The organism is Halorussus aquaticus (assembly GCF_024218795.1).
In the GTDB taxonomy this organism is placed as follows: domain Archaea; phylum Halobacteriota; class Halobacteria; order Halobacteriales; family Haladaptataceae; genus Halorussus; species Halorussus aquaticus.
This window is the reverse complement of the sequence record NZ_CP100400.1, coordinates 3,117,477-3,133,943: the sequence shown is the minus strand read 5'-3', so window position 1 is coordinate 3,133,943 and position 16,467 is coordinate 3,117,477. Positions and strand designations below refer to the sequence as shown.

General features: G+C 65.9%; 19 protein-coding genes. 11 read left to right on the top strand and 8 right to left on the bottom strand.

Going from position 1 to position 16,467, the window contains the following annotated elements; translation table 11 throughout:
• Positions 1 to 42: 42 nt before the first annotated feature.
• The gene (gene serA, locus NGM06_RS16125; RefSeq protein ID WP_254267941.1) at positions 43 to 1,629 is read right to left on the bottom strand and encodes a phosphoglycerate dehydrogenase; all 1,587 of its coding nucleotides are present in this window, start codon (positions 1,627 to 1,629) and stop codon (positions 43 to 45) included.
• A gap of 257 nt (positions 1,630 to 1,886) precedes the next feature.
• Between serA and NGM06_RS16120 the strand changes: the two genes are divergently transcribed.
• The 4 genes from NGM06_RS16120 (at position 1,887) to NGM06_RS16105 (ending at position 5,007) form a co-directional block, all read left to right on the top strand.
• Complete coding sequence (locus NGM06_RS16120) at positions 1,887 to 3,092, top strand: inorganic phosphate transporter (RefSeq protein WP_254267940.1); 1,206 nt, start codon at positions 1,887 to 1,889, stop codon at positions 3,090 to 3,092.
• Between the two features lie 63 nt (positions 3,093 to 3,155).
• Positions 3,156 to 3,545, top strand: a complete 390-nt coding sequence (gene fer / locus NGM06_RS16115) for a ferredoxin Fer (RefSeq protein WP_254267939.1) — start codon at positions 3,156 to 3,158, stop codon at positions 3,543 to 3,545.
• 99 nt (positions 3,546 to 3,644) lie between these two features.
• On the top strand, positions 3,645 to 3,905 hold the full coding sequence (locus NGM06_RS16110; RefSeq protein ID WP_254267938.1) for a hypothetical protein: 261 nt from the start codon (positions 3,645 to 3,647) through the stop codon (positions 3,903 to 3,905).
• Between the two features lie 103 nt (positions 3,906 to 4,008).
• Positions 4,009 to 5,007, top strand: coding sequence for an A24 family peptidase (locus NGM06_RS16105; protein WP_254270042.1), 999 nt, complete (start codon positions 4,009 to 4,011; stop codon positions 5,005 to 5,007).
• 21 nt (positions 5,008 to 5,028) lie between these two features.
• Here the strand turns inward: NGM06_RS16105 and NGM06_RS16100 are convergent, their stop codons facing one another.
• Genes NGM06_RS16100 through NGM06_RS16090 form a run of 3 tightly spaced genes read right to left on the bottom strand, consistent with a single transcriptional unit; the run spans position 5,029 to position 8,039 of the window.
• Positions 5,029 to 5,946 (bottom strand): ABC transporter permease, encoded by a 918-nt coding sequence (locus tag NGM06_RS16100; protein ID WP_254267937.1) that lies wholly within the window; start codon positions 5,944 to 5,946, stop codon positions 5,029 to 5,031.
• Between the two features lies 1 nt (position 5,947).
• On the bottom strand, positions 5,948 to 6,883 hold the full coding sequence (locus NGM06_RS16095) for an ABC transporter permease (protein WP_254267936.1): 936 nt from the start codon (positions 6,881 to 6,883) through the stop codon (positions 5,948 to 5,950).
• A gap of 1 nt (position 6,884) precedes the next feature.
• Positions 6,885 to 8,039: an ABC transporter substrate-binding protein gene (locus NGM06_RS16090; RefSeq protein ID WP_254267935.1), complete on the bottom strand. Its 1,155-nt coding sequence runs from the start codon at positions 8,037 to 8,039 to the stop codon at positions 6,885 to 6,887.
• Positions 8,040 to 8,255: 216 nt separating this feature from the next.
• On the opposite strand from NGM06_RS16090, the gene NGM06_RS16085 reads away from it, so the two are divergent.
• A complete protein-coding gene (locus tag NGM06_RS16085; protein ID WP_254267934.1) occupies positions 8,256 to 9,398 on the top strand; it encodes an ABC transporter ATP-binding protein in 1,143 nt (380 codons plus the stop codon).
• A gap of 97 nt (positions 9,399 to 9,495) precedes the next feature.
• Positions 9,496 to 11,586: a S9 family peptidase gene (locus tag NGM06_RS16080; RefSeq protein ID WP_254267933.1), complete on the top strand. Its 2,091-nt coding sequence runs from the start codon at positions 9,496 to 9,498 to the stop codon at positions 11,584 to 11,586.
• 332 nt (positions 11,587 to 11,918) lie between these two features.
• Here NGM06_RS16080 and NGM06_RS16075 read toward each other — a convergent pair whose 3' ends face one another.
• A complete protein-coding gene (locus tag NGM06_RS16075; RefSeq protein ID WP_163519567.1) occupies positions 11,919 to 12,134 on the bottom strand; it encodes a DUF7569 family protein in 216 nt (71 codons plus the stop codon).
• Positions 12,135 to 12,310: 176 nt separating this feature from the next.
• On the opposite strand from NGM06_RS16075, the gene NGM06_RS16070 reads away from it, so the two are divergent.
• Positions 12,311 to 13,159, top strand: a complete 849-nt coding sequence (locus tag NGM06_RS16070) for a universal stress protein (RefSeq protein WP_254267932.1) — start codon at positions 12,311 to 12,313, stop codon at positions 13,157 to 13,159.
• 11 nt (positions 13,160 to 13,170) lie between these two features.
• Here the strand turns inward: NGM06_RS16070 and upp are convergent, their stop codons facing one another.
• From upp to NGM06_RS16055, 3 genes are all read right to left on the bottom strand, one after another.
• Positions 13,171 to 13,848 carry a uracil phosphoribosyltransferase gene (gene upp / locus NGM06_RS16065; protein WP_254267931.1) on the bottom strand — a complete coding sequence of 226 codons (678 nt, stop codon included), beginning with the start codon at positions 13,846 to 13,848 and terminating at the stop codon, positions 13,171 to 13,173.
• Positions 13,849 to 13,877: 29 nt separating this feature from the next.
• On the bottom strand, positions 13,878 to 14,426 hold the full coding sequence (locus tag NGM06_RS16060) for a hypothetical protein (protein WP_254267930.1): 549 nt from the start codon (positions 14,424 to 14,426) through the stop codon (positions 13,878 to 13,880).
• Between the two features lie 120 nt (positions 14,427 to 14,546).
• Entirely contained in the window at positions 14,547 to 14,726 is a 180-nt protein-coding gene (locus NGM06_RS16055) for a DUF8107 family protein (protein ID WP_254267929.1), read from the bottom strand.
• A 98-nt stretch (positions 14,727 to 14,824) separates the two neighbouring features.
• Here NGM06_RS16055 and NGM06_RS16050 point away from each other — a divergent pair, with 98 nt between their 5' ends.
• The 4 genes from NGM06_RS16050 to NGM06_RS16035 all read left to right on the top strand — a co-directional run bounded on the left by NGM06_RS16050 (position 14,825) and on the right by NGM06_RS16035 (position 16,467).
• Positions 14,825 to 15,151 carry a hypothetical protein gene (locus NGM06_RS16050; protein ID WP_254267928.1) on the top strand — a complete coding sequence of 109 codons (327 nt, stop codon included), beginning with the start codon at positions 14,825 to 14,827 and terminating at the stop codon, positions 15,149 to 15,151.
• Between the two features lie 90 nt (positions 15,152 to 15,241).
• Positions 15,242 to 15,649 carry an SRPBCC family protein gene (locus NGM06_RS16045; protein ID WP_254267927.1) on the top strand — a complete coding sequence of 136 codons (408 nt, stop codon included), beginning with the start codon at positions 15,242 to 15,244 and terminating at the stop codon, positions 15,647 to 15,649.
• Positions 15,650 to 15,756: 107 nt separating this feature from the next.
• Positions 15,757 to 15,981, top strand: a complete 225-nt coding sequence (locus NGM06_RS16040) for a zinc-ribbon domain-containing protein (protein ID WP_254267926.1) — start codon at positions 15,757 to 15,759, stop codon at positions 15,979 to 15,981.
• Between the two features lie 189 nt (positions 15,982 to 16,170).
• The gene (locus NGM06_RS16035) at positions 16,171 to 16,467 is read left to right on the top strand and encodes a DUF7990 family protein (protein ID WP_163519558.1); all 297 of its coding nucleotides are present in this window, start codon (positions 16,171 to 16,173) and stop codon (positions 16,465 to 16,467) included.

Sequence of the window (16,467 nt, the reverse complement as noted above, 5' to 3'; positions counted from 1 at the left end):
GTTGTCAGGCGGTACTCGCCAAAAGAGTCGCGTCGAGGGAATCTACTCCGCGCCGTTGAGTTCGATGTACCGCGCTTCGATGATGCGGTCGTCGTTCTCCAGCGCCTCCTTGGCATCGTCGGGGACCTGCGCGTCGAGCGTGTACACCGTCAGCGCCTCGCCGCCGATGGCCTCGCGGGCGTTGAACATCCCCGCGATGTTGACCTCGTGTTCGCCGAGTACGGTGCCGATGAACCCGATGACGCCCGGTTCGTCCTTGTTCCGAGCGACCAGCATGTGTCCGTGGGGGATGGCGTCCACCCGGTAGTCGTCCACGCGGACGATGCGCGGGTCGTCGTCGGCGAACAGCGTCCCTTCCACGCTGATGGACTCGTCGTCGCCCGAGACCGTCACGCGGACGAGGCTCTGGAAGTCCTCGGTCTGGCGGGTCTTGCTCTCGGTCACTTCGACGCCGCGCTCCTCTGCTATCTGGGGCGCGTTGACCGCGTTGACCTGCCACTCCAGCGGTTGGAAGACGCCCTTCTGGGCGCTCGCGGTCACGAGTTCCACGTCCTCCTCGGCGATGTCGCCCTCGTAGTGGACCTCGATGGAGTCGATGCGCTGGTCGAGCAGTTGCGTGGCGATTTTGCCCGCGGTCTCGGCGAGACCGATGTACGGTTCGACGCGGGGGAACGCGCTCTCGTCGATGGACGGCGCGTTCAGGGCGTTGACGACCGGTTCCTCGGCGAGCGCCGCGACCACTTGGTCGGCGGTGCTGGTGGCGACGTTCTCCTGTGCGGCCTCGGTGCTGGCCCCGAGGTGGGGCGTGACCACCACGTCGTTCACGTCGAGCAGGGGGTTGTCCGGGGAGACGGGTTCCTCGGCGAACACGTCCACCGCCGCACCGGCGAGGACGCCGTCCTCGACGGCCTCCGCGAGCGCCTCTTCGTCCACGACGCCGCCGCGCGCGCAGTTGACCAGATAGCCGCCTTCGAGTTGGGCGAGTTCCTCGTCGCTGATGAGACCCTCCGTCTCGGGCGTGAGCGGGGTGTGAACCGTCAGGAAGTCCGCCCGGTCGAGACAGTCGTCGAGGTCCACGAGTTCCGCGCCGAGTTGGGCCGCGCGGTCCTCGCTGATGTAGGGGTCGTAGGCCACGAGGTCCATGCCGAGCGAGTCGAGTTTCTTGGCGACCTCTTGACCGACGCGACCGAGACCGACGACGCCGAGCGCCTTGCCGTTGACCTCGGTGCCGAGGTAGTCGCCCTTGGCCCACTCGCCGTCCTTGAGTCGGATGTGGGCCTGCGGAATCGAGCGCGCCGACGCGAAGGCCATCGCGACCGTGTGTTCGGCCGCGGCCCGGACGTTGCCCTCCGGCGCGTTGGCGACGATGACGCCGTGTTCGGTCGCGGCGTCGATGTCGATGTTGTCCACGCCGATACCGGCGCGCCCGACGATGACGAGGTCCGGGGCGGCGTCGAAGACCTCCTCGGTCACGTCGGTTCCCGAGCGCACGATGAGACCGTTCGCGTCCGAGACCGCCGACAGCAGCGCGTCGCCTTCCACGTCGTACGCGGTTTCGACTTCGTGACCCGCCTCACGGAGTCGGTCTAAGCCTGCGTCTGCGATGGGGTCCGTCACGAGTACTTTCATGCGTACGGAAACTCGTGCCGCGGGGATAACCCTTTCTCACCCTGTACCTTTTGCCAGAACTCGAGTCGGAGCAGTGACCGTCGGCGCATCCGTCGTCTCGGGTCTCGTCAACGGTCTTGCGTAGCGTCAGTCTTCTTCCGGAGTGGGTCGTTCTAGAAGGCTGATGGTTCGGCGGACTCGGACGCGGGCGAGTCGACCCCGACGTGGCGGACAGGTAATCAACACCATTTAAAGGGGTTTCGTCCGATATATCTACTGTGATCAGCGTACTCCTCCTCGTCGGTCTCGCCGTCGCGGTCTTCGTCGGCTTCAACATCGGTGGCTCCTCCACCGGGGTCGCGTTCGGTCCTGCGGTCGGGAGCGGCGTCCTCTCGAAACTCGGCGCGGCCGGACTGATGGCGACGTTCGCACTGCTCGGCGGGTGGACCGTCGGCCGAAACGTCGTGAAGACGATGGGCGGCGAAATCGTCCCCGCGACGCTGTTCACGCTCCCCGCGAGCGTGGGCGTCCTCTTCTTCGTCGGACTCGCGCTGCTCGTCTCGAACCTGTTCGGCGTGCCCGCCTCCACCTCGATGACCGCCGTCGGAGCCATCGCGGGTCTCGGCGTCGCGGCGGGCGACATCGACTGGGGCGTGATGGGCCAAATCGTCTCGTGGTGGCTCGTCGCCCCCATCGTCGCGTTCTGGGTCTGTGCGGTCATCGGGCGCTACCTCTACCCGTACCTCGACGTGTGGTTCCGCATCGACCGGTCGGACGGGCCGCTGTTCGAGTACAACCGCGTGGCGTCGATTCCGTATCCGGTCCCGAGCGCGACGACGAACCGGCGCGAGCTGACCAGCAGCATCTTGGTCGTCGTCATCGGTTGTTACATGGCGTTCTCGGCGGGCGCGAGCAACGTGGCGAACGCCGTCGCGCCGCTCGTCGGGAGCGATGCCATCGGAATCAATCAGGGGATTCTCCTCGCCGCGGGTGCCATCGCGGTCGGCGCGTTCACCATCGCGCGCCGGACCCTCGACACCGTCGGCAACGACCTCACCGACCTGCCCCTGCTGGCCGCGCTCATCGTGGAGGTGGTGTCGGCGTCGCTCATCACCTTCCTGTCGTACCTCGGTATCCCGGCCAGCCTCGCGGTCAGCGCGACGATGTGCATCATCGGTCTCGGGTGGGGTCGAGCGACGCGGGCGGTCAGAGTCAGGGACGCCGCGGCCACCGCGGTCCGGGGCGAGAAGGAGGCGGACGACGACCGCGACGACGGCGAGTCCAAGATGTCCGTCGACGCTCTCACCGCCGAACCCGAAGAGGAAGTACAGCGAATCGGCGAGGAGGACCCGGCGGACCTCCAGACGAAGGACCTGTTCGACCCGTCCTCGACGGGCCGCGTCATCATGCTCTGGATTATGACGCCGACAATCTCGGCGCTGGCCTCGTTCCTCCTGTTCGAGTTCTTCCCGATTTATCAGTAGCGTCCGCGGATCTCGCCGTGAAACAATAACTACTAACCATGTCGCGGTCGAACCATCGGCTTGATGCCAACTGTAGAATACCTCAACTACGAAGTTCTGGACGACCAGGGCTGGGACATGGACGACGACGACCTCTTCGAGCAGGCCGCCGACGCGGACCTCGGTGACGAGGACTACGGCACGCTCGACGTGGCCGAAGGCGAGTACATCCTCGAGGCCGCCGAGGCCCAGGGCTACGACTGGCCCTTCTCGTGCCGCGCCGGTGCGTGCGCGAACTGCGCCGCCATCGTCAAAGAGGGCGAAATCGACATGGACATGCAGCAGATTCTCTCCGACGAAGAGGTCGAGGAGAAGAACGTCCGCCTGACCTGCATCGGCAGCGCGGCCGCCGACGAGGTCAAGATCGTCTACAACGCCAAGCACCTCGACTACCTCCAGAACCGCGTCATATAGACCGAACTCGCGGTCCGATTTTTTGCGCCGATACGGTCCACCAGCGATAGCTATAGATGGCAGTGCGTTTTACGGGAGTGGACGACGTTACGTCGGAGAGTGACGGACGGACTCGGTAATTCGAACCGAACGATGCGCGACGACTTCCGCGTCTGGAACTTCGACGCCACCGAGCGCGAGGTGGTCCTCCGGAGTTCGGACGACCAGTACGTCGCCGTCCCCCTACCCGACGGAGACGGGGACCTGTTCGAGCGATTGGCGAAGTCGTCGGGGACCGTCGATGCGACGTTGGTGGGGAGCGACGAGGGAGGCACGTCGTGGCGAGTGGACGCGATTCACGGCACCGACGAGGGTACGTAGGCGGGGTTCGGTTCCAGTCGCTCCTCGGCCGCTCCTCTTACATTTATATACGATGCCGAAACAAACCTCGGCTACGGAGAGATACTACGCCGTGGCTTCCCCCATCGACGCCTCGATACCCGACCTACTCAGACTGCTCGTCGTCCCCGTCTTCGGTTGGGCCGCGTGGCGGGACGTGAAGACCCGCCGCGTGCCGAACCGGACGTGGTACCCCCTCGCCGCGCTCGCGGTCGTGCTACTCGCAGTCGAGGGGTGGCAGGCGTGGACCGGCACGCCGTACGAGACCAGAGCGTTCGCGCTCCGGACGGCGATCAGCCTCGGGTTCGTCGCGCCGCTGGTACTCGCCTTCTGGTGGTTCCGGGCGTTCGGCGGCGCGGACGCGAAGGCGTTCCTCGTCGTCGCCGCGCTCTTTCCCACCTATCCGACCTACGAAGTTCTGAACTGGGCGCTCCCTCATCAGCACACCACGGTCGGCGTGTTCTCGCTGACCATCCTGACGAACACGGTGCTACTGGGCGCGCTCTATCCCCTCGCAGTCCTCGCACGTAACGCCGCCGCCGGACGGTTCTCGTCGGTGATGTTCGTCGGCAAGCCGGTGTCGTGGGACGCGGTTCCGGACGAACACGGCCGCCTGCTGGAGACCCCCGACGGCGTGACCCGCAACGGCGTAGACCTCGACGCGGTGCGGATGTACCTCCGGTGGCGCGGCCTGACGCTCGCGGAGGTCCGCGAGCGCGCCGACCGCTTCCGGGACCCGGCGACGCTCCCGGCCGACCCGAATCCGCCCGGCGACGGTTCGACCGGCGTCGAGGAGGTCCGCACCGACGGCGGCGCGGTCGAACGCAGCGAGACCGTCGGCGAGTCCGACGCCCCCGACGACGACCCGTGGGGCGCGGCGGCGTTCCTCGCAGACATCGACCACGGCGCGTACGGGACGACGCCCGAGGGCCTGCGCGACGGACTGGACGTACTGGTCACCGAGGACCGCGTCTGGGTCTCGCCGGGCATCCCGTTCGTCGTCCCGCTGTTCGTCGGTACCGTCGTAGCGCTGACCTACGGCGACCTGCTGTTCGGCGCGCTGGAACTGCTCGGACTCGCGTGAGAGACGCGAAGAGCGGAGGGCCTACTCCTCCTCGCCTTCGGTCCCGGCGAGCATCCCGGCGACGTTGCCGACGTTCATCGCCACCGCCAGCACCGCCGCGATGACGAACACGATGAACGACGAGATGGCGTTCATCTTCGGTGCGGTCCCGTACTTTATCATCGAGAACATCGACGTGGTCAGCACGTCCATCGTCCCGCGGACGAAGAACGCGCGGATGAAGTCCTCGAACGACCGAATCCACGCGAACAGGAATCCCGCACCGATGGCGGGCGCGACGATGGGAAGCGTGACGTCCCGGAACACCGTCAGCGGGTCGGCCCCGAGGTCACGCGCCGCCTCCTCCAGCGACTCGTCGAACGTGTAGAGCCGCGAGGTCACGATGAGCAGGACGAACGGGAGACCGTAGACGCTGTGGGTCAGCACCACGGTCCAGAACCCCGGCGTGATCTCGATGCCGAACAACTGGGGCAGGAGCGTCCGGAAGTAGATGAGCAGCGCGATGCCGAGCACGACGCCCGGAATCACCATCGGCAGGATGCCGAACGTCCGGTAGGTCTCCTTGAGCGGGAAGGCGTACCGGGCCAGCGCGAAACTCGCCAGCACGCCGAGTACCGTCGCGATGGACGCCGCGAGCGTCGCGACTTGCACGCTGTGCCAGAGCGAGGTCATCAGCGCCCCGTCCGCGAACGTCGCGGCGTAGTGGGACAGCGTGACCCCGCGGAACGGGAAGAACGTGCTGGCGTTGACCGTGAACGAGAGGACGATCATCACCGCGAGCGGAATCCACAGGAATACCAGCAGCGCGCCCGCGACGACGTACAGGCTGCGGCCGAGCAGCCACTCCTTGCGCTCGTGGTCGAGAATCCGGGTCCCGGCGTCTCGGTCGGTCGCGGTCGTGCGCTCGGTTTCGGTTCCGGACTCGGCCTCGGTCGCCATCTCAGACACCCCCGAGATCCTCGATGCTGACGTACCGGAACGCCAGCGCGAACGCCACCACGATACTTAGGACGATAAACATCGACGCCGCGCTCCCGTACCCGATGGCGTACAGCGAGTTGATTCGACTCTCGATGAGTTGCCCTATCATCAGCACCTTCCCCTGTCCGAGGAACCGCGGCGTGATGAACGCGCCCAGCGCGGGCACGAACACGAACAGACTCCCGCTGATGATGCCCGGAAGCACCAGCGGGAGGATGACGTCCTTCAGCGTCTCGGTCCTGCTGGCACCGAGGTCCCGCGCCGCCTCGGTGAGCGAGAAGTCCAACCCGTCGAGACTGGCGTACAGCGACAGCAGCATGTACGGGAAGTACGCGTGGGTCAGGCCGACGACGATGGCCGGGACGCCGTAGTTGAACACGCCGAGCGGACCGTCCACCAGACCGATTCGGACCAGCGTGCTGTTGATGACGCCGCTCTGGCCGAACATGAGGTACCACGAGTACGCCCGCACGAGGTACATCGTGAAGAACGGCAGCAGCACGAGGAAGATGACTACCTTGAACGTCGTGCCGCCGCGGCGCGCCAGCAGGTACGCCAGCGGGAACGCCAGCACCAGACAGAGGACCGTCGTCACCGCCGCGATGAAGTACGACAGCGCGAGTGACTGGAAGAACGCCGTCTGCCAGAACGGCCCCTGCCCGGCGAACAACTGCTCGTAGTTGCTCAGGGTCGGTTCCCAGACGATCTGGTACGTGAGGGGATCGACGTTCGTGAAACTCACCGCCACCATGAACGTCAGCGGCGTGAGCAACAGGAGGAACAGCCAGACCAGCGCGGGTCCGGTCGTTATCCCGAGCTTGCTCGCCCGCGAGGCGAACGCGCCCACGAACTGCTCGCGCGCGGACTGGCCGCGCTCGGAGGTTTCGGTAGCCACGTTAGGCGACCTTGATTTCCTCCCACGCCTGTATCCACGCCCGCTCGTTCTCGACGGCCTTGAACGGGATGAAGTTCTGCAACCGCTCGGGGGCTATCGCCCCGTACAGGTTGTTCTGGCGCTCGGTCAGGTACTCCTGGGTCGCCGGGTTGACGCTGGGCGAGTAGCCGACCTTCGCCAGCGTCGCGCCCAGTTTCGGCGAGATGTACTCGTTGACGACTTCCCACGCCTTCTGTTTGTTGTTCGAGGCCTTCGAGACGACGGCCGACTCGAACCACGCCAGCGACCCCTCCTTCGGCGTGGCCATCTTGGGCCAGTCGTCGCCGTTGACTTTCATCTCGACGATTTCGTTGCGCCCGGACTGACCCACGAGGAAGTTGCCCTGTCGGAACGCCTTGATGTAGGTCGGGTCCGCGGCGATGTACCCCTGAAGCAGCGGCTTCTGGTCTATCATCGTCTGCTTGACCTCCTCTATCTGCTGCTGGGAGAGGCTGACCTGCTCGCCTTGGAAGGCGTCCTGCATCCCGAGGTAGAGCGCCGCCGCGCTCATCGCCTTGAAGTGGTTGTCGTACATGACGATCTGGTTCTGCAGATCGACGCCTTGGAACTCGTCGCTGAACAGAATCTCGTAGGTCGGGTCGTGGTCCGGAATCGTCCGGGAGTCGTAGGAGTAGCCGTACCACCCGAACCGGATCGGCACCCCGTAGGCGTCCCCTTCGCTCGTGAACTGGTTCTGCGCGAACTGCTGGAACGTGTCGTAGATGTTCTGCTGGTTCGTGACTACGTCCTCCGGGACCGGAGCCAGCAGGTCCGCGTTCATCATCTTCGGAACGTAGTTGTTGTTGGGGATGGCGATGTCGTACTGCTTGTACTGGCCAGCGTTCCAACTGGAGAACATCTTGGCCGACGACGTGGACTTCGTGATTTTGATGTCCACGCCGACCTGATCCTGAATAGGTCCGAGCAGTTGCTGGTCGCCGTACTCCTCCCACGTCAGGACGTTCAGCGTCGGAGTCTGTGCGGATGCGGTGCCGACGACCGACGCACCGGCCAGTCCGGTCGCGCCGACCGCACCGAGAAATCGGCGTCTCGACGGCGTCACGTCGCTCGAAGCGTCCGCGGTACTCGCGTTTCGTCCGCGTTTCGATTGTGTCATTTGGTGTCCCCACCCACGGAGTAGTGGCTTCAGGAAACGTAATAAAAATTGACCCATATTATGGGCAGTACGTAGAGTAAATTCGACGGACAGCGACGAATTTTAACGTCGCGGACGCCGAGGGAGTTCTCCACTGGAATCGCGGCGGTTAATCCATATCACGAGTCGTGTTCACAATCAACTATCGTTTTGTGTCCGCGTCGGGTACCGAACAGTATGGCGGCCGAGGGGGAGAAACGGACGGCGACGCGGAGAGAGGCACTGATAGAACTCGACGACGTGCGCAAGGAGTTCGGCGACGTGACGGCGGTCGACGGCATCGACTTCCGCATCGAGCGCGGGGAGTTCTTCTCGCTGGTCGGGCCGTCGGGGTGCGGCAAGACGACCACGCTCCGGATGATAAGCGGGTTCGAGACGCCGACCGACGGGACCGTCGTCATCGACGGCCGGGACATGGCGGGCGTGCCGCCGGACGCCCGGGACACCAACCTCGTCTTCCAGCACCTCTCGCTGTTCCCGCACATGACCGTCGGCGAGAACGTGGCGTACGGACTGAAGAAGATGGGACTCGACCCCGACGAGGTGTCCGCGGGCGAGTCGGAGGCCGAGGTGCGCCGGGAGAAGGTCGAGACCTACCTCCAACTCGTGGACCTCGGCGGGTACGAGGACCGCAACCCGATGGACCTGTCGGGCGGCCAGCAACAGCGCGTCGCGCTGGCGCGGGCGCTCGTCAACGAACCCAGCGTCCTGCTGCTGGACGAACCGCTGTCGAGTCTCGACCGGAAACTCCGCAAGCAGATGCAGGTCGAGTTGCGGCGAATTCACGAGAAGACCCGGGGCGCGTTCTTCTACGTCACCCACGACCAAGAGGTCGCCATGACCCTCTCGGACCGCCTCGCCGTGATGAACGAGGGGCAACTCGAACAGGTCGGCACGCCCGAGGAGATATATCGGAATCCGGCGACCGCGTTCGTGGCGGACTTCATCGGCGACACCAACCTGCTCGACGGCCGGGCGACGAAACGGAACGGCCGGACCGTCGTGGCGGTCGGCGGCGACGGAGGCGTCCAGTTCGTTCCCGACGAGCAGGTCCGGGAGGGCGACGTGACCGTCTCGCTCAGACCCGAGGACATCTCGCTGGCCGAGAGCGCCACAGCGTCGAGCGACCGGTCGGACGGGAGCACCTTCGAGGGCGAGATTGTCGAGCGCTACTTCCAAGGTGACCAGACGAACTACGTGGTCTCGGTCGGCGACGGACTGGAGTTGTCGGTCGTCATGCAGGGGCGCAGCGAACGGGTGGAACGGGGCGACCGGGCGTCGTTCCGGTTCTCCGACGACGCGCCAGTGGTGTTCGATTGAACCGTTGACGGCTCTGGCGGTCGTTCGGTCGGCCGTGCTAACGCGACCCGAGTTACGAATCGAAACCCTATTGTCCGTCGCTTCGTAGTCGAACCGTATGAAAACGGTCCGTGCAAGCGAGTATCACGACATTGCGCAGGTCGAAGCGCCGCGCGTCTCGCCGGACGGCGAGCGCGTGGCCTTCGTTCGGAAGGTCCCCGCGGGCGACGACGAGTACGAAGCGGCGATACACGTCGTTCCGGTCGGCGGCGGCTCCCCGCAGCAGTTCACCGTCAGCGAAGGCGTGGACAGCCAACCGCGGTGGAGTCCGAGCGGCGACCGCCTCGCGTTCGTCGGCACTCGCGGCGCGGACGACGACCGACCGCAGCTCTGGGTGATGCCGACCGGCGGCGGCGAGGCCCGGCAGGTGACGGACGTGGTCGGCGGCGTCTCGCAGATAGCGTGGTCGCCCGACGGGAGCCGAATCGCGTTCGTCCAGCAGGCCACGGCGGACGACCGCGAGGAGGGCCGCGACACCGGTCTCGACGGCGAGGACTTCGAACCGGAGGAGCCTGACCCGCGAGTCATCGACCGGATGGTCTACCGGGCCGGGGAGCGGTACTTCGACGGCAAACGCTCGCACGTCTACGTCGCTGACCTAGAGGACGAGGACGACGAGGTTCGGCGGCTGACCGACGGCGACTACGACCACGTGGAACCCGAGTGGGCCGACGAGACGACGCTCTACTACGGCGCACGACGGACCGGCGACCCAGACGATAACATCGTCATCGACGTCGCCGAGTACGACCTCGACGCCGACGAAGAGACCGGGACCGTCACGCAGACGACGGGGTGGACGCCGATGCTCGCGGCCGCGGGCGACGGGCGACTCGCGTACGCCTACACGCCCGAGGAGAACGCGACGCTCCGCCAGACCGAAATCGAAGTGCTGGACCGCGAGACCGGCGAGGTGACGACGCCGACCGAGTCGCTGGACCGCACCCTCGCGATAGGGATGGCGGTCCAGTGGGGTCCCGACGAGGAAGACCTCTACTTCCTGACGCCCGACGAGGGCGACTACGCGGTCTGGCGCACACCGGCCGACGCCAGCGCCGACCCCGAGCGAGTGGTCGGCGGGGGCCACGTCGAGGACGCCACGGTCGGCGAGGACAAGGTGGCGTTCGTCCGGTCGGAGTGGGACCACCCCGGCGACGTGTTCGTCTCGACGCTCGGCGGCGCGGAGAGTCGGCGACTCACGCGAATCAACAGCGACTATCTCGACGACCGGGCGGTAGCTCAACCCGAAGAGATTCAATTCGAGAACGAGTCGGGCGACGAGATTCAGGGCTGGGTGCTGACGCCGCCCGACTTCGATTCGGACGAGTCGTACCCCCTCGCGGTCGAAATCCACGGCGGACCGCACGCGATGTGGAGCACCAGCGGGACGATGTGGCACGAGTTCCAACTGCTCGCGGCGCGGGGGTACGTCGTCTTCTGGTCGAACCCCCGCGGTTCGACCGGGTACGGCGAGGAGTTCATGGCCGCGCTCGAAGGCGGCCAGTGGGGTCCGCCCGCCTACGAGGACGTGATGGCTGGCGTGGACGAGGTGGCCGAGCGCGACTACGTGGACGAGGACAACATGTTCGTCACGGGCGGGAGCTACGGCGGTTACATGACGACGTGGATAGTCGGCCACACCGACCGCTTCGCGGGGGCGGTCAGCCAGCGGGGCGTGTACGAACTCAACAGTTTCTACGGTTCGACCGACGCGTTCAAACTCATCGAGTGGGACTTCGACACGACCCCCTCGGAGGACGCCGAGTTCCTCTGGGAGCAGTCGCCGACGGCCTACGCCGACGAGGTGGACACCCCGACCCTGCTCGTCCACGCCGACGACGACTTCCGAGTCCCGGTGAACAACGCCGAGATGCTCTACCTGCTGTACAAGAAGAACGGCGTGGAGACTCGACTGGTTCGGTACCCCCGCGAGGGTCACGAACTGTCGAGAAGCGGCGAACCCGCCCACGTCGTGGACCGCCTCGAACGTATCGTGCGCTGGTTCGACGGCTACTCCGACCACCACGACGTGCCGAAGGCGCTGGAGCGCGGCGACGAAGGACTGTCGGCGAGCGAGGCAGAAGACAGTGACGCGGAAGACGGCGAAGACGGCGATGCGGACCCCGACGAGGAAACGGGCGGCGAATAGCCGAGAGACGAGAACGCACACGCCTTCCGTCGCGTGTCGTAGCCGTCACTGTCTCCCCGGTTATCCGCCGCTCTCCTTTGGTCACTTTTCGCACACAGGGGTCGGCTTCGGTAGGGGTTCGCACGCGGAAAGCCGCGTCGCAGTCGGGCGGTTTTACACCCGAAACGAAGGGGTTCGACGACCGTCGATGTCGAGTGACAGGAATCCCTCTATAGGAATACATTCCGCAATTAATCCACATTTCATTAGGAGAAATTATTCCCGATAACTTCATTCCCTCCGCCGATTCTCCAGTCGATACCGAGGGGTTCGTCGGACGGGGAACGCCCGAATCAGTCCACGATGATGTCCGCGTCGGCGTCCGCGACGGCAGGGTGGTCGTCGGGTTGCATCTCGGACTCGTAACGGTCGATCCAGTCCGCGAAACATTCGGGGCAGAGCCGCTGGCTGTCGATCTGCGAGCGGTCCACGGTCAGACGGACGGTGCGGGCGAGCGCGTCCGAGACGGGGTCGCCGCAGTCGTTGCAGGGGTCCTCGTCGTCGGTCATGCTTTGGCGTCCGTCGGGCGGGCATATAGGTTTTGGCGAAGTTGCGGTTCGGTCTCGTGACCCGAGAGACGGACGCGATGCGGTAGTCGGGCTTGAGGGACCGAGTAGCGGCGCTTCCGGGCGAACGCAGGTATCCGACACGAACACTTTTGCTCGCCGATGGTGTGGGTCCGGTGATGGCGGACGACTACCGCATCGCCGTCGCCGTCGGCAACCCCGACCACGCCGAGCAGTTGGTCCGGACCGCGGTGGACGTGGCCCGCGACCGAGGCGGCGAGGTGTTCGTCGTCGGCGTCGTCGTCACGCCACAGGAGTCGCCGTTCGCGCTGTTCACCGACGAGATCATCGCCCGCGAGTTCGGCGGCGAGCGCCGGGCGCTGCTCGACCGCGCGGTGTCGGTCGCCTCCGGCACGGGTGTCACCGTCTCCGGAGAGCTCTTCGTCGCCTCGTCGGTATCGAGAGGCGTCCTCGCGGCGGTCGCCGAACGCGACTGTGACAGTCTACTGCTCGGTTGGCAGGAGCGGACGCGGGAGAACGCGGTCCTCGGGACCAACGTGGACCGCATCCTGCGCCGGGCCGACTGCGACGTGCTGGTGGAGAAAATCGGGGCGCTCGCCGGGGAGGTCGAGTCCGTCCTCCTGCCGGTCGCCGAGAGTCACCACGCCGAACTCGCCGCCGCGGTGGCGCGAGCAATCGGGGTCGCCAACGACGCTCGCGTGGACCTCCTGCGGGTGGTCGCGTCGTCGGACGACGAGTCGGCGGCCCGCGACCTGCTCTCTCGCACCGCCGACTCGCTCTCGGAGGTCGCGGTCGAAACCGAGGTTCGGGAGGGCGAGGTCGCGGACGAAATAGTCTCGGCCTCGAAGTCGCGGAACGTGACGGTCCTCGGTGCGACTCGGACCGGCCCGCTCCGGCGGCGTATCGTGGGTTCGACCCCGCGGGAGGTCGGGCGTCGCGCCGACGGGACCGTAATCATGGCGCGGAAGGGCGGCGGGTCGCTGGCGTCGCGGGTGTTTCGGTTGTAGGGCGGAACCGCTTACGTCGTCCGGAACGCCCGGTCGCCAGCGTCGCCGAGTCCGGGCACGATGAATCCCTCGTCGTTGAGTCTGTCGTCGATGGCGACCGTCAGCAGGTCGGCCGTGTCGAACTCGTCGCCGACCCGGAGCAGGCCCTCGGGCGCGCTGACCGCCGAGAGGACGAACAGGTCCTCTGGGTTCGGTTGCTCGTTCAGCACCTCGTCGAGGACCGCGCACATCGTCGAACCGGTAGCGAGCATCGGGTCGGCGACGATGACGGTGTCTTTCTCCTGAATCTCGGGGAGCTTCACGTAGTCGATGGTGATGGGGAAGGTGCCGTCCTCGTCGCGTCCGGCCTCCTCGTCGCGACCCGCGCTGATGACGCCCTGTTTGGCGCGCGGGAACGCCTTGAGCAGGCCCTCGACGAAAGGAGTCGCCGCGCGGAGGACGTTGATGATGACCACGTCGTCGAGTCCCTTGACTCGCTCGCCGGTCGTCTCGGTCAAGGGCGTCTCGATGGAGACGTACTCGGTCTCCATGGCACCGTCGATGATTTCGTAGCCGCAGATGCGGCCGAGCTTGACGAGACCTTTCCGGAAACCGACCTGTTCGGTCTCCACGTCCCGGAGTTTCGAGAGCGTGTCCTGTGCGAGCGCGTGGGTGAGGAGTTTGGCGTCCCCGCGGTCTTCGATGGTCATCTCTATCCGTATTCGCGGGACGCGGGGGCTTATCTCTTAATATGGGCGGCGAGAGCGAGCGTCAGTCCGACCGGCCAGCGAGCCAGTTTGAATCCGAGGAAACCCCCGACGAGGAGCCAGTGGGGCGCGTCGGCGACGACGTGGCCGAGGAAGTCCTCGGTGGGGTCCACCTTGTCCCAGTGGACCTCGTACCGGTCGGCGAACGCCTTGACGTGGATGCCTCTCCCGTCGGGGAGCGGTCGCCGGTAGTCCGCGCGCTGGCCTCTCGGGTCGCCGGTGTGACAGACGAACCCGGCGCTGGTAGGGTGGGAAACCGCGTCCTTGGCGATGCGCAGGTCCGCGTGGTGGCGTTCCCGGAGCACTCGCGCGGCGATGCCGTCCCAGACCGAGAGGTCGGTCCGGCACTCGGGGCACGACGAGGGGGAAGTCGCGTAGTTCACCGCGGCCTCGCAGGCCGGGCACGGTTCGGTCCAGTCCCACGACACGCGGCGTTCGCAGGTCTCGCATCCGCGCTGGAGGTGGTAGAGCGAGGTCCCGCAGTGGGGACAGTTCGCGGTACTGTGCGCCGATTTCGACATTACAGACCCGGTTTCAACCGGGCGTTATAAACTTTCGGTAGCGCGGTACCGAGGCGTTTCCCTAGAGCAGTGCCGGGTCGATAGGGAAGACGTAAGTTTCGACGACGAGGACCGCCGGGGCTACCACACGACGAGATACGTCAGGACCATCACGAGACCGGCCGCGGCCGCGACGGTCTGCCACGTGAACGCGACCAGACCGAGGTACGACAGCCCCCAGACGGCGAGCGAGGCGAACGCGACCGACAGGACGAGGTTCATGACGAACAACACTCGCGGGTCGCCTTTCGAGTTCGGCATCGGCCGACTGTCGTTCGCACACCGACTTATCTCTTCCCCGACAGCGCCCCGTCGCGGCGGGCCAGCAGAGCGAAGACGCCGGAGCGAGAAGTCCGAGTATGCGATGGGGGAACCGATTCGGCACGCCGGTGGACCCGGTCCCGTTTCTGGTGGTCGCGGCGTTCGGGTTCCTGTTCTGCTACACGTTCGGTCCCAGTTACCTGATGGCGTTCGGCGCGGAGTTGGCGGGCGGACTGGGCTACTCCACGATGGCGTTTCTGGCGGTCACGGGACTCGCCTACTACCGGTTCGTCTGGACCGCTCGCCCGGAACTCCGGAGCGAGATACCCGCGCGGTTCCGCATCCGGCGAATCGTGCTGGGCGGTCTGGTCGTCGCCGGAGTGTTCGCGCTGCTCTCGCTCCCGTTGTTGCACGCGACGGTCTGAATACTCGCACTCCGATTTTCCGGTCGCCGCTCGTCCGCCGCGCGTTCGTCTAACCGTAACGCTTTCTTTCCGACCTGCGTAGGGCCGACGATGCGTCAAGTCGAAGTCTCGGCGTTCGTGCCCGCGCCGCCCTCGGTGGTCGAGCGCACGCTCACGCCCGAGACCGTGGTCGAGTACGAGGGGAGTTTCGAGGTCCGAGGCGTCGAGGCGACCGACGACGGGTGGACCGTGACCGCCAGCGCGCGGGGGTTGACGATACACCTCGACTTCGAGGAGCGCGAGGACGGGCTAGTCTACCGCCAGCGCGGGGAGGCGGGACCATTCGAGTCGATGGAGACCGAACTCTCGGTCGAACCCGAGAACGAAGGGTGCAGAGTGACGATGCGGTCGTCGGTGAGTCTCGGCCTACCGGCGGCCGCCGTCTCGGACCGCGTCGCCGCGTGGAAACGGAAGGGCGAACTTCGGCGCGCGCTCGATAGGTTGGCCGAGGACGTGTGAGCGGCGGAGTGGGAGTTCTGTGGGCAGGGGGACGCGACAGACGGAGATGCGATACGACCCCACAACCGGGGAGAGATTTTAAGTTCACGTCCGGAAACGTTCACGTCATGGGAGTGTTAGGCACAGTCAAGGAGTTCCTGCGGGCGTCCACCGAGTCGCCGAACCGAGGCGACCCCGCGGCGACCGAATCGAAGGGCGCGTACTGGTGTCACGACTGCAGCGAGCGCGTCCGAGACGTGGAAGTGGCGGGAGAGTCGGCCCTGGACTGCCCGGCGTGCGGCGACGAGATGGAGTTCGAACGGTCGCCCGACTCGACCGGGTGTGCGTGCTGAGTCGGCGTCGGTCGCAGTCAGTCGTCGGTGTTCGTCGCGTCGAAGGGACGCGTGCCGCGTAGGTAGCCGGGCGTAGAAATCGCGTTCACCGCTTGGAAAACCAAATTTTCTGCGAGCAGAACCGAAGAAACGGCCCGCTTCGACGGTGTGCGGCAACCTTTTATCGACGGAACGACTTCGTGATAAACGATGACAGTTGCCGACCGAATCGAGGCGTACCGCGAATATCTCGAAGAGTGGCTCCACGGTCTCTACCACGGGATGATAGAGCATCCCGCCTTCGAACTCATCGAGAAGGAGGCCGAGGACACCGAGGACACCTTCATGTTCGCGTGCTTCGCCGACGCGTTCGGCATCCCCAGTCCGGTCTCCTACTACACCGCCGAGTTACTGCCGTACCTCGGCGAGGAGTTCGAGCAGTGGGAGCGACGGATGTGGGACCGCGAATCGCTCATCGAGCGCAAGGGCCAACAATATCACTTCTAA